Source organism: Microbacterium sp. Soil_C_42 (genome assembly GCF_057656735.1).
In genome coordinates, this window is sequence record NZ_JBDGJU010000061.1 from 1 (window position 1) to 12,713 (window position 12,713).

The window sequence follows — 12,713 nt, forward strand, 5'->3', positions numbered from 1 at the left end:
CACGAGCCGCGCGCGGGCGCGGTGCGGCGGCGACGGCCGCCTCGGCGGCGGGGGCCGACACCGCGACCGGGACGAGGCGCTGCAGCTGCGTGACATGGCGCGGCTCGAGCTCCGCGATGGACGAGACGCCGAGGAGCTTCATCGTGCGCTCGATCTCGCTGCGCAGGATCGCGATGGTGCGGTCGACGCCCTGGCGTCCGCCGGCCATCAGGCCGTACAGGTAGGCGCGGCCGATGAGCGTGAACTTCGCACCGAGTGCGATCGAGGCGACGATGTCGGCGCCGTTCATGATGCCGGTGTCGACCATGACCGTGGCGTCCTTGCCGACCTCACGGACGACCTCGGGCAGCAGGCGGAACGGGATCGGCGCGCGGTCGAGCTGACGGCCGCCGTGGTTCGACAGGATGATGCCGTCGACGCCGGCGTCGATGAGGCGCTTCGAGTCGGCGACGTTCTGCACGCCCTTGATCACGATCTTGCCCGGCCAGATCTCGCGGATGATCGCGAGGTCGTCGTAGCTGATGGTCGGGTCCATGGCCGAGTTGAGCAGCTCGCCGACCGTGCCGCCCGTCGTCGAGAGCGATGCGAACTCGAGCTTGGGCGTGGTGAGGAAGTCGTACCACCACCACGGGCGCGGGATCGCGTTGACGATGGTGCCGAGCGTCAGCTGCGGTGGGATCGAGAAGCCGTTGCGCTTGTCGCGCAGGCGGGCGCCGGCGACCGGCGTGTCGACCGTGAACTGCAGCGTGTCGAAGCCGGCCTCGGCGGCGCGGCGGGCCAGGGCGTACGAGATCTCGCGGTCGCGCATGACGTACAGCTGGAACCAGTTGCGCCCGTTCGGGTTCGCCGCTTTCACACCCTCGATCGACGTGGTGCCGAGCGTCGACAGGGTGAACGGGATGCCGGCGGCACCGGCGGCACCAGCGCCGGCGATCTCGCCCTCGGTCTGCATGAGGCGCGTGAAGCCGGTCGGCGCGATGCCGAACGGCATGGCCGACGGGCCGCCGAGGATCTCGGTCGACATGTCGACGTTCTCGGCGGGGCGCAGCACGTCGGGGTGGAACTCGATGTCCTCGAACGCCTGCCGCGCCCGCGACAGCGAGAGCTCGCCCTCGGCCGCACCGTCGGTGTAGTCGAAGGCGGCCTTGGGGGTGCGGCGCTTGGCGATGTCGCGCAGGTCGTAGATCGTGAGCGCGGACTCGAGGCGGCGCTTCTTGCCGTCGAGCTCGGGCTTCTTGAACTGCATGAGCTCGAGGAGCTCCTTGGGGTTGGGGAACTGCCGGGTGACCATGAATACCTCTCCGATGGGTCAGATCTGCGTGCGTGCGGCGGTCGAGCGGGCGAGACCCGCCGCTGCGTAGTAGCCGACGATGTGGTCGTGGACGAGTGTGCGGGCGAGCGTGGGGTCGCCGGCGTCGACGGCGTCGAGGATCGCGTGATGCTCGTGGCGCAGGCGGTCGGCCGCGGCATCCCATTCCGCGATGCCCGCCGCACCCGCTTGCACGTACGACTCGATCGCCGTGCGCAGGCCCGCCATCATCGCCGCGATGACGAGGTTGCCGGAGGCCTCGGCGAGGGCGAGGTGCAGCTGGGCGTCGAGCGCGAGGAACTCGGGGGCGGTGAGGTCGTCGGCGTCCATCGCGACGAGCACCTCGCGCGCCTGCGCCGTCGAGCGCGTCGGGTCTGCGGCGAGCGCGTCGACGACGGCCGATTCGAGCACGAGCCGCGTGGCGACGACGTCGTCGAACGGGAAGCCCTGTGCGGCGACCTGCAGCCGCAGCAGCGCCGACATGCCGCCCTGCGGCGTCGCGATGATGATGGCCCCGGAGGTCGGCCCCGACCCGGTGCCGGTGCGGATGAGCCCCATCACCTCGAGCACGCGCAGCGCCTCGCGGACGCTGGAGCGCCCCACACCGAGAGTGGCGGCGAGTTCGCGCTCGGGGGCGAGGCGATCACCGGGCTTGAGGGTGCCGTCGAGCAGATCGGTCTCGATCTTCTCGAGCACGACGCGCCACGCGCGTGCGGGCGCGAGCGCGGGCGGAGTCGGGATGCCTGCCACGGATCTCCTCGTCGATGTCGGATCCGGCGCCCTCCTCATTGAAGGGCACGGTGTGGTCAGAAACGTTACCCTGTGGTCAGACCACAAGCAAGCCGTGTGACCCCTCGTGTCCGCGCGGGCCACTACGCTGACCCCATGGACCCCCTCCCCCTCGTCCTCATCGTCGCGGGCGTGGCTGCCGCGTTCTGCTGGATCACCTCGCTCGTCACGAACGAGACGTCCTGGATCGACCGACTGTGGTCGATCGTCCCGGTGATCTACGGCTGGATCTTCGCCGCCGCCGCGCTGATCGCGGGCGTCGACGCGACGCGCCTCGTCGTGATGGCGCTCCTGGTCACGGCGTGGGGCGCCCGGCTCACCTTCAACTTCGCGCGCAAGGGCGGCTACACCGGCATGGAGGATTACCGGTGGGCGATCCTGCGCGGCCGCATGACGCGCGGGCAGTTCCAGCTGTTCAACTTCTTCTTCATCGTGCTCTTCCAGAGCGCGCTGCTCGTGCTCATCTCGCTCCCCGCGTACATCGCGTGGCAGCATCCCATGCCGTTCACCGGATGGGATGCCGCGTTCGCGATGCTGTTCGCCGCGTTCCTGGTCGGTGAGACCGTGGCGGATCAGCAGCAGTGGGCGTTCCACCAGGCCAAGAAGGCGGCGGGCGGCACGCTCGAGCCCGGCTTCGTCACGACCGGGCTCTTCGGCTACAGCCGCCACCCGAACTTCTTCTTCGAGCAGGCGCAGTGGTGGGCGTTCTACGCGCTCGGCGCGGTCGCCCTCGTCGCCGACGGCGGCAGCTGGCTGAACTGGACCATCGCCGGCGCCGCTCTGCTGACGGTGCTGTTCATCGGGTCGACCGTGTTCACCGAATCGATCTCGACGTCGAAATACCCGGCCTACCGCGAGTACCAGCGGACGACATCGATGCTGATCCCGCTCCCCCGCCGGCGCGGACGCGCCCCCGAGACAGCCTGATCCCGGGCTACTCCAGGCGGCCACCCGAAGCGCGGAGGTAGTCCTCGGCGCACAGCGATTCGTACGTGACGCGGTCGGCGGTGAGTTCGTCGATCGCGACCTGGTCGCCGTCGAAGACGAATCGGCCGCCCACGAGGCGGGCGTTGAACAGCGCCTTGCGACCGCAGCGGCAGATGGTCTTCAGCTCTTCGAGGCTGTGGGCGAGCTCGAGCAGCCGCGCGGACCCCGGGAACGCCTGGGTCTGGAAGTCGGTGCGGATGCCGTACGCAAGCACCGGCACGCCGTCGAAGACGACGATGCGGAGCAGATCGTCGACCTGCTCCCGGGTCAGGAACTGCGCCTCATCGATGAGCAGGCACGCGACATCGACCTCGTGCTCCTCGGACTCCGGAACGAGGGTGTCGGCCGCTTCGGCCTTGACGCGCGCCCGGTGCTCCGCGAACAGCGTGCGGATGTCGTCCTGGGGACGCACCAGGAAGTCGACGGTGCGCTTGACGCCGAGGCGGCTGTCGATCTGGTCGGCGCCTTTGGTGTCGATGGCGGGCTTGGCGAGGAGCACGTGCTGCCCGCGCTCCTCGTAGTTGTACGCGGCCTGCAGGAGCGACGTCGACTTGCCGGAGTTCATCGCCCCGTAGCGGAAGTAGAGCTTGGCCACGGATCGAGCGTAGTCGGTGGCGCTTCCCGCGCCCGCCGCGCCTGAGCCGGCGCCGGGGCGAGGATCAGCGCCCGCCGAAGCCTCCCCCGCCGCCTCCGCCGCCCGAGAACCCGCCGCCGGAGGATCCGCCCGAGAACGACCAGCTCGAGCTCGAGGACGAGCTCGACGACGATCCCGGGCGCGACACCGGCGTGGCCGCGAGCCGTCCGATCGACGACGAGGCATCGGAGAGCGAATGCGAGGTCACCGCGTCGAGCAGCGCACGCTGGGAGGCGACCTCGACGGCCGCGGCCGCGCGGATGACGTTCACCCACTCGCGCTCCATGCCGAACAGCACCGCGTAAGGCAGCAGACGTTCGTAGAGGTTCACGACGGATGCGCCAGGAGCATCTGGCAGCTCCCCGTAGGCACGATGCCCCGAAGACACGAGATCGGCTGTCCGCGGCGACTGCGCCGCGCGCAGCCGATCCTCCTCCGCGAGCTGCAGATACTCGCGGATCCCCTCGAGATAGGTCTTGTGCATGCCGCCCGCGACCGTGAGCACCGACTTCGGGAGCGAGAAGAACGGCAGGCCGATGAACGCGAAGAAGGCGCTGCCCAGCGCGGCGAAGTAGATGACGTTCCCCCACTGCCCGAGGGGGTCGAGCACCACGAACGCGCCGTCGGCGAAGAAGATGAGCAGCATCGCCAGCGGCAGCCCGGCCAGCTGGAGGAAGCCGCGCAGCCGCGTGATCCAGTCCGGCAGCTTGCTGCGGTACCCGCGCTGCACGGTGGACTCGTCGATCCGCCGCACGTAGGTGACGGCGCGTGACGGGGGCTTGCGGGCGAACGCTCCGAGATCGACGTCAGCACCGGGTTCGGCCTTGCGGCCGAACAGGGTGTCGACGATGCGCCGCTCGTCACTGTCGAGACCGGCGCTGCCCTGCAGCACCACTTCGAAGTCGTCGGCATCCTCGCGGTCGCCCGTCGCCCGGATCTCGAGCACATCCTTCACCGCGAGATCGACCACGTTCGCCGCCAGCGCGCGCTCGGGGACGTCGAGCACCCCGGCCGACAGCGTCAGCGACTCGTCGTCGGGCGGCGTGTACTGCACGATCACCGGTGACCGGTCGGGGTTGCGACGCGCGACGGCTTTCACCACGAGCACGAACACCAGACCGCCGATGCCCGACAGCAGCGCGAGCCCGGGGAGGATCCACAGCCACCACGGGTACGGCGGCGGCGGGGGCGGGCTCGGCGCCGCGAAAGTCCCCTGCTCGAAGCCGAGCGCCACGGTCACGTTCTCGTGCGGGCCGAGCTTCTCGCCCTCGGCGGTGAACGCCACGGCGGTCGTGGCCGACGCACCAACGGCCTGCGCCCACGCCTGCACGGTGTCCGGCAGCGGCTCCACCTCCGCCGCGCGCTCGATCGCGCACTGCTCGGTCGATCCGTAGGGGCCGGTGTAGCAGAACGCGCGCCCCTCGATCAGGCCGGCGGCAGCATCCGTCGCCACATGCACGTCAGCGGTCACCACACCGAACGGCTGCGCGTGGTCGGTGCCGACGGTGTCCCAGTAGAACTCGTCGGCCGCGGTGTCGTCGTAGCGCAGCACGACGTCGCTCATCTCGTACGTGATGACGTAGGTCTGCGCACCGCGCACGTACGAGTCGTCTCCGGTCAGCACGTAGATCCAGTCGCCGTCGCGCTCGGTCCACCACGGGATCGCCGCACCGTCGGCCCCGGTCACGGTGTAGACGACGGTGCCGAGGTCGATGCCGCTGTCGACGACCGGCAACGCCCGCACCATGCCCTTGTTCTGGTCGAAGTCCGGGAAGCGCGCCACGATCGTCTCGGTGGTGAGCAGACGACTGCGCTCGCCCGCGCCGCGGACGAGCCAATAGTCGGCCTGGAACGAGTCGAACGTGAAATCGTCGACGGATGCTGCCGCCATCGCATTCAGGACCCCAGGGCGTTCGCTCCCCCGCGGGGCGATCGCCGCGGGCGTGGGCGGGGCCGTCGCGACACCGAGCGTGATCGCGCCTGCGACGACGAGCGCGACGAGCACCCCGGCGGCGATCCCCCAGCGACGCCACCCGCGTCGTGACACCGACATGCCCCCACCCTAGGGGCGCGCGCGCCCGCTCGCCCGGGAGGGCGCGCGGCGGATCAGGCGGTGAGCGCCAGCGCTTCGGCGGTCTCGCCGAGCGACTTGCGCGCGACCTCGGGCCGCGCGTTGAGCGTGTCTCCGTAGCTCGGAATGAGCTCGCGCAGGCGCGGCTCCCACTCCTCGATGCGATCGGGGAAGCAGGTCTTCAAGAGCCCCAGCATGATCGAGACGGCGGTCGACGCGCCCGGCGAGGCGCCGAGCAGGCCGGCGATCGTGCCGTCTGCGCCGGTCACGACCTCGGTGCCGAACTGCAGCACGCCACCCTTCTCCGGGTCCTTCTTCATGACCTGAGCGCGCTGGCCGGCCTGGATGATCTCCCAGTCCTCGTCCTTCGCGGTGGGCATGAAGGTGCGCAGGCTGTCGACCTTCTTCTTGTGGTTCTTCAGCAGCTCACCGACGAGGTAGGTGATGAGACTGGGGTTGTCCCACGCGACCTTGAGCATCGGCCCGAGGTTGCCGGGGCGCACCTGGCCCACGATGTCGAACCACGAGCCGGTCTTGAGGAACTTCGGGCTGAACGTCGCGAACGGGCCGAACAGGAGCGAGGCCTCGCCGTCGACGACGCGGGTGTCGAGGTGCGGCACCGACATCGGCGGCGCGCCGACCGAGGCCTGCGAGTACACCTTCGCCTTGTGCTGTGCCACGACCGCGGGGTTCGAGGTCTTGAGGAACTGCCCGCCGATGGGGAATACGCCGTATCCCGAGATCTCGGGGATGCCCGAGCGCTGCAGCAGCTTCAGCGCCCAGCCGCCGGCGCCGACGAAGACGAACTTCGCGCGGATCTCGCCCGGCGTGCGGCCGATGGTGCGGCGGTACTTCACGCTCCAGGTTCCGTCCGAGAGGCGCTTCAGCTTGCGCACCTCGGTGTTGGTGCGGACGTCTGCGCCGTTCTCGGCGAGCCGGTCGACCAGCTGGCGGGTCAGGGCGCCGAAGTCGACATCGGTGCCGGCGGGCACACGCGTCGCCGCGAACGGCTCGCCCTTGCGTCGCTTCTGCATGAGCAGCGGTGCCCACGTGTTGATGACGCGGGAGTCCTCGCTGTACTCGATGCCGGCGAAGAGCGGCTCGTCCTTGAGGGCCTCGTAGCGCTTCTTGAGGTACGCCACGTCCTTCTCGCCGCGCACGAAGGTCATGTGCGGGGCGGAGTTGATGAACGTCGACGGAGCGTCGAGCACGCCGGCCTCGACGAGCGACGACCACAGCTGACGGCTCTGCTGGAACTGCTCGTTGATCGAGATCGCCTTGGCGGGATCGACCGAGCCGTCCTTGCCCTCGGGCATGTAGTTCAGCTCGCACAGGGCCGCGTGGCCGGTGCCGGCGTTGTTCCACGCGTTCGAGCTCTCCAGCGCGACATCGCTCAGCCGCTCGAACACGGCGATCTTGAGGTCGGGCTGCAACTCCTGCAGGAGCGTGCCCAGCGTCGCGCTCATGATCCCGCCGCCGATCAGCAGCACGTCGACGGTCTCGACGTGGGGATTGGTGTCGGCGTGGTTCTCAGTGGGCGTTGCGGTCACCAGACGATTCTAGTTCGGCGCGAAAGCACCCCCGGCCCTGGCCTGCCTCTCACGCTGAAAGTCCGGCGGTTCTTGCCGAAACGACAAGCGAGCGGATGCCGGGGCGCGAAGCATCCGCTCGCTTCGACGCGTCTTGGCGGCGGTGTCAGGCGGAGACGCCGAGGTTGGCGGCGACGACCTCGGCGATCTGCACGGCGTTGAGCGCGGCACCCTTGCGCAGGTTGTCGTTCGAGATGAAGAGCACGAGCCCCTTGCCCTCGGGCGCGGACTGGTCGGCGCGGATGCGGCCGACGTAGCTCGGGTCGTTGCCGGCCGCCTGCAGCGGCGTCGGGACCTCTTCGACGACGACGCCCGGCGCCGAGGCAAGGATCTCGTAGGCGCGCTCGGGTGTGATGTCCCGGCTGAACTCGGCGTGGATCGACAGCGAGTGGCCGGTGAAGACGGGAACCCGCACGCAGGTGCCCGCGACGCGGAGGTCGGGCAGCTCGAGGATCTTGCGGCTCTCGTTGCGGAGCTTCTTCTCCTCGTCGGTCTCGTTGAGGCCGTCGTCGACGAGGTTGCCGGCGAGCGGGATCACGTCGAACGCGATCGGCGCGACGTACTTCTCGGGCTGCGGAAAGTCCACCGCCGAGCCGGCGTGCACGAGGTCGAGCGTGTTGCCCTGCGCGAGGACGCCCTCGACCTGGCCGAGCAGCTCCTGCGCACCGGCGAGACCCGAGCCCGACACGGCCTGGTACGTCGAGACGATGAGGCGCTCGAGGCCGGCCTCGGCGTCGAGGGGCTTCAGCACCGGCATCGCGGCCATCGTCGTGCAGTTGGGGTTCGCGATGATGCCCTTGGGCGGGTTCTCGATCGCGTGCGGGTTGACCTCGCTGACGACGAGCGGCACCTCGGGGTCCATGCGCCACGCGCTGGAGTTGTCGATGACGATCGCGCCGGCCTCGGCGAAGCGGGGCGCATGCGCGCGGCTGCCGGTGGCGCCGGCCGAGAACAGGGCGACGTCGATGCCTGCCGGGTCGGCGGTGGCGACATCCTCGATGATCACGGTCTCGCCGCCGAACTCGACGGCGGTGCCGGCCGAGCGCGCCGTGGCGAACAGGCGCAGCTCGCGGATCGGGAAGTTCCGCTCGGCGAGAATCTCGCGCATGACCGTCCCGACCTGGCCGGTGGCGCCAACGACGGCGACGGAGAGTCCTGAATCGGAGATGCGGGTCATGGGAGTTCCTCAGCGTGGGCACAAGCGTGGAGCGGACGCGCGGGCACCGTCGATCGCGCGGGGTTTGGGCGATTCTACCGTCGGACGGCTGCGGGTCGGTCCGCCGTTACGCCCGGGTCGGATCTCCTGATCGGGAGACGGATGCCGCGGGTCGCAGCATGCGTTCCGTCCGGAGTCCGTCAGCGGCCGGTGCCGGCGTAGACGGTCGCCTCGATGTCGCCGTCCAGGCCGTAGGCCGTGTGGACGACGCGGGCGGCCTCGGCGAGGTCGTCGCCGCGCACCACGACCGAGATGCGGATCTCGGAGGTCGAGATCATCTCGATGTTGATGCCGGAGACGCTCAGCGCCTCGAAGAGCGTGGCCGAGACACCCGAGTGGGTGCGCATGCCCGCGCCGACGACGGAGAGCTTGCCGATCTGGTCGTCGTGCACCAGGTTCTCGAACCCGATCTCCGACTGGTCGGCGGCGAGCGCCTTGAGCGCAGTCGCGGCGTCGGTCTTGGGAAGCGTGAACGAGATGTCGGTGCGGCCGGTCGTCGCGGCCGACACGTTCTGCACGATCATGTCGACGTTGGCGCCGGACTTCGCGACGACCTTGAAGATCTCGGCGGCCTTGCCGGGCACGTCGGGAACGCCGATCACGGTGATCTTGGCCTGGCCGAGGTCGGTGGCGACGCCGGCGACGATGGGCTCTTCCATCTCTTCTCTCCCTGAAGTGTCGGGAACTGTGCCCTCGGGAAGGTTCATCCCGTGGCCGAGCACGTAGGTCCCCACGCCCGAGCTGAACGTGGAGCGGGCGTGGATGAGCACGCCGTGGCGGCGTGCGTATTCGACGGCACGGATGTACAGCACCTTCGCGCCGTTGGCCGCGAGCTCGAGCATCTCCTCGGCCGACACGACGCTGAGCTTCCTCGCCTTGGGCACGACGCGCGGGTCGGCGGTGAAGATGCCGTCGACGTCGCTGTAGATCTCGCAGACGTCGGCCTCGAGCGCTGCCGCGAGGGCGACGGCCGTGGTGTCGGACCCGCCCCGGCCGAGAGTGGTGATGTCGCGGGTGTCGCGGTTGAAGCCCTGGAAGCCGGCGACGATGACGATCGCGCCCTCGTCGAGCGCCTCGCGCAGGCGGATCGGCGTCACATCGACGATGCGGGCCGAGCCGTGGTCGGCGGTCGTGATCATGCCCGCCTGGCTGCCGGTGAACGACCGTGCCTCGAAGCCCATCGAGTGGATCGCCATCGCGAGCAGCGCCATCGAGATGCGCTCGCCGCTCGAGAGGAGCATGTCGAGCTCGCGAGGCGCCGGGATGGGCGCGACCTGGCCGGCGAGATCGAGCAGCTCGTCGGTCGTGTCGCCCATCGCGCTGACGGCCACGACGACGTCATGGCCGGCGCGACGCGCGTCGACGATCCGCTTCGCGACGCGCTTGATGCTCTCGGCATCAGCCACCGACGATCCGCCGTACTTCTGGACGATCAGCGCCACATCGAACTCCACGCGTTTTGTCTGAGGGCGGGCGAGAACGGATGCCGCTGACCGCGGTCTCCTGTCACCCAAGGGTCCATCTTACGGACGCGCTCATGCGCGCCCCGCCATGTGTCGAGCGGCTCGCTCTGCGGGCCCCGCCGCAAGATCGGATCCGCACCTGCGGAGCGGCGGCCCGACACGCCGGATCAAGATGGTGCGAAGCGGCGCGTCGCAGTCCCCCTCCGCAGGTGCGGATCCGATTGTGTGCGCCGCGGGCGAGCGCCAGTAGCATCCGAGCATGGAGCAGATCGAGACGTGGTCGGACTTCAATCAGCATCCCGCCAACCGGATGCGCTGGCTCAAGTCCGCGGTGGGCTTCCTCGCCCCGCTCGCCTATCTGATCGGCGGCGCACTCCTGGCGGCCGGCCAGCCCGCCGGCCTGGCGTGGTCCGCCGTCGGGTCGATCGTCGCGATCGGCGCCGCGCTGCTGGTGTCGTGGATCGTGCTGGTCGAAGTACTTCGCTGACCTCAGCTCGGAGCGATCGGTGGCAGACCGGCCGTCTCGGGCTTGCGGGCGCGCAGCGCGCCGCCGGTGGCGGCGAGCCAGCAGCCGAGGAGCACCAGCGGGAAGCCGATCAGGAGGCCGGGGGTCAGCGGCTCCCCGAGGATGATCGTGCCCAGGACGATCGCCACGACCGGATTGACGTAGGTGAACAGCGGCGCCTTGACCGGGCCGACCCGCGCGATCAGCGCGAAGAAGGCGATGAACGCGAGCGCCGTGCAGAGCACGGCGAGGGCCACGAGCGACACGGTGCTCTCGACGGTCGGCACCTGATGCTGCGTCAGGAACGCGATGGGCGTGTAGAAGACTCCCACCGCGAAGAGGGCGAGGGTGATCGATCCCAGAGACGGCACGTCGCGCAGCTTGGACGCGATGACGAAGGGCGCGATCGCGTACAGGAGCGCGACGAGGAGCACCTCCCCCACCGCCAGGAGGCCACCGCCGCCCTCGATGGCGAGCCCGGGGCCGGCGACGATCACGAACACGCCGGCGAAGCCGACGAAGAGGCCGATCGCGCGCGCCGGGCTGAGCACCGACCGGTCGCCGCCGCCGAACGCGATCAGCGCCGCGAACAGGGGCACGGTCGCCACCAGGAGTCCCGTGAGACCCGAAGGCAGCGTCTGCTCTGCATGGCCGAGCAGCAGGAAGGGCCCGGCCATCTCGATGGCGCCGAACAGCAGCACCCAGCCGATCTTCGCGAACGCGGGGCGCAGCGCCTTCTGGTGGATGGCGAAGGGCAGCAGGAGCAGCGCGCCGAGCAGTGTGCGGCCGGCGACCACCGCCGCGGGCGAGTAGGACTCGACGGCGATGCTGATGAACAGGTAGGGCACACCCCACAGCAGCGCCATCGCGGCGAAGAGAAGCCATGCGCGCGCGTCGAACCGCTGTGAGGAGTTCATGCGGGGGTGTCTCCCAACGTGGTGTGCCGAAGTCAGCCGAGACGCCGCCGGACGGACGTCGTCATCGACTCAGCTTCCCCGGTCGTCGGCGCTGCGCGCGAGGCGGCCGACCGCCAATCTACGGCGGACTTCCGACATCGTCGGCGATCACGGAGCACACCCCGACCGGCGTGGAGTCAGACCGAGCGGCGGCCCTCGAAGGCGCGACCCAGCGTGACCTCGTCGGCGTACTCGAGGTCGCCACCGACCGGGAGCCCCGAGGCGAGGCGGGTGACCGAGATCTCGAGGGTGTGCAGCAGACGACTCAGGTAGGTCGCCGTCGCCTCGCCCTCGAGGTTCGGGTTGGTCGCGAGGATGACCTCTTGCACGGTGCCGTCGGCGAGACGCTGCATGAGCTGCGTGATGCGCAGGTCGTCGGGACCGATGCCGGCGATGGGGCTGATCGCGCCGCCGAGCACGTGGTACAGCCCGCGGAACTCGCGCGTGCGCTCGATCGCCGCCACGTCCTTCGCATCCTCCACCACGCAGATCAGCGTCTGGTTGCGGCGGGGGTCGCGGCAGATCGAGCAGCGTTCCTGCTCGGAGACGTTTCCGCACACCTCGCAGAAGCGCACCCGCTCGCGCACTTCGCTGAGCAGCTCTGCGAGGTGCGACACATCGAAGTTCGGCGTCTGCAGGATGTGGAACGCGATGCGCTGAGCCGACTTCGGCCCGATCCCGGGGAGGCGGCCGAATTCGTCGATGAGGTCTTGGACGATGCCGTCGTACATGGGCTAGCTGAACCTCGTCGGGGGCTCGTAGGGTTCCTCGCGAACGAACGTGGCGCCGAGCACCTGGCGCACGACGGCCTCGCCGTAGCGCTGTACGCCGCCGTTGCGGGTCGTGACCACCGGGGTCAGCGGCGGCACGACCGTGGGCGGAACCGGGAGGTCGGCGACGGCATCCGTGTCGTCTTCGACATCGTCATCGTCATCACGTTCGAGGGCCGGTGCGATCTGCGCACGCGGCAGGACCTCGCCCTCGCGCGGGGGCGCGAGCGTCGCGACCCGTGCGGTCGCGGCCTCGGCGTCTTCGGGTTCGTCGTCGACCGCGAACTGGGCCGGCGTCTCAGCCGGGAAGGCGGCCGGGCCGGGGTCGGGCGGCGGGGCGTCGTCGTCGGTCGGGATGGGTGCGACGGCCCAGTCGGTGACCGGGGCAGCCGATGCCGGCGCCGCAGCCGGCGCGGTGGGTCGA

At 70.0% G+C, this 12,713-nt stretch carries 11 protein-coding genes and 1 pseudogene; 2 read left to right on the forward strand and 10 right to left on the reverse strand.

The features are described from left to right. A partial coding sequence (locus tag AC3A46_RS18840) for an alpha-hydroxy acid oxidase (protein ID WP_487666598.1) occupies nucleotides 1–1,291 on the reverse strand: 1,291 nt, incomplete at its 3' end. A gap of 18 nt (nucleotides 1,292–1,309) precedes the next feature. Continuing rightward, on the reverse strand, nucleotides 1,310–2,059 hold the full coding sequence (locus AC3A46_RS18845) for a FadR/GntR family transcriptional regulator (RefSeq protein ID WP_487666599.1): 750 nt from the start codon (nucleotides 2,057–2,059) through the stop codon (nucleotides 1,310–1,312). Nucleotides 2,060–2,194: 135 nt separating this feature from the next. On the opposite strand from AC3A46_RS18845, the gene AC3A46_RS18850 reads away from it, so the two are divergent. After that, complete coding sequence (locus AC3A46_RS18850) at nucleotides 2,195–3,025, forward strand: DUF1295 domain-containing protein (RefSeq protein WP_487666600.1); 831 nt, start codon at nucleotides 2,195–2,197, stop codon at nucleotides 3,023–3,025. A gap of 7 nt (nucleotides 3,026–3,032) precedes the next feature. On the opposite strand, the gene AC3A46_RS18855 is transcribed toward AC3A46_RS18850, so the two are convergent. The 5 genes from AC3A46_RS18855 to AC3A46_RS18875 all read right to left on the reverse strand — a co-directional run bounded on the left by AC3A46_RS18855 (nucleotide 3,033) and on the right by AC3A46_RS18875 (nucleotide 10,037). After that, nucleotides 3,033–3,680, reverse strand: coding sequence for a thymidine kinase (locus tag AC3A46_RS18855; protein ID WP_056369367.1), 648 nt, complete (start codon nucleotides 3,678–3,680; stop codon nucleotides 3,033–3,035). A gap of 64 nt (nucleotides 3,681–3,744) precedes the next feature. Next, nucleotides 3,745–5,772, reverse strand: coding sequence for a DUF2207 family protein (locus AC3A46_RS18860; protein ID WP_487666601.1), 2,028 nt, complete (start codon nucleotides 5,770–5,772; stop codon nucleotides 3,745–3,747). 53 nt (nucleotides 5,773–5,825) lie between these two features. Continuing rightward, nucleotides 5,826–7,340: a malate:quinone oxidoreductase gene (locus tag AC3A46_RS18865; protein WP_487666602.1), complete on the reverse strand. Its 1,515-nt coding sequence runs from the start codon at nucleotides 7,338–7,340 to the stop codon at nucleotides 5,826–5,828. Nucleotides 7,341–7,485: 145 nt separating this feature from the next. After that, a complete protein-coding gene (locus AC3A46_RS18870; protein ID WP_487666603.1) occupies nucleotides 7,486–8,556 on the reverse strand; it encodes an aspartate-semialdehyde dehydrogenase in 1,071 nt (356 codons plus the stop codon). Nucleotides 8,557–8,735: 179 nt separating this feature from the next. Next, nucleotides 8,736–10,037: an aspartate kinase gene (locus AC3A46_RS18875; RefSeq protein WP_487666606.1), complete on the reverse strand. Its 1,302-nt coding sequence runs from the start codon at nucleotides 10,035–10,037 to the stop codon at nucleotides 8,736–8,738. A 280-nt stretch (nucleotides 10,038–10,317) separates the two neighbouring features. Here AC3A46_RS18875 and AC3A46_RS18880 point away from each other — a divergent pair, with 280 nt between their 5' ends. Continuing rightward, the gene (locus tag AC3A46_RS18880) at nucleotides 10,318–10,545 is read left to right on the forward strand and encodes a hypothetical protein (protein ID WP_487666604.1); all 228 of its coding nucleotides are present in this window, start codon (nucleotides 10,318–10,320) and stop codon (nucleotides 10,543–10,545) included. 2 nt (nucleotides 10,546–10,547) lie between these two features. Here the strand turns inward: AC3A46_RS18880 and AC3A46_RS18885 are convergent, their stop codons facing one another. The 3 genes and pseudogenes from AC3A46_RS18885 to AC3A46_RS18895 all read right to left on the reverse strand — a co-directional run. Next, complete coding sequence (locus AC3A46_RS18885; RefSeq protein ID WP_487666605.1) at nucleotides 10,548–11,480, reverse strand: DMT family transporter; 933 nt, start codon at nucleotides 11,478–11,480, stop codon at nucleotides 10,548–10,550. 176 nt (nucleotides 11,481–11,656) lie between these two features. Continuing rightward, nucleotides 11,657–12,250 carry a recombination mediator RecR gene (recR, locus tag AC3A46_RS18890; protein ID WP_310292398.1) on the reverse strand — a complete coding sequence of 198 codons (594 nt, stop codon included), beginning with the start codon at nucleotides 12,248–12,250 and terminating at the stop codon, nucleotides 11,657–11,659. A gap of 3 nt (nucleotides 12,251–12,253) precedes the next feature. Beyond that, nucleotides 12,254–12,713: pseudogene (locus AC3A46_RS18895) on the reverse strand (DNA polymerase III subunit gamma and tau); the annotation flags it as partial.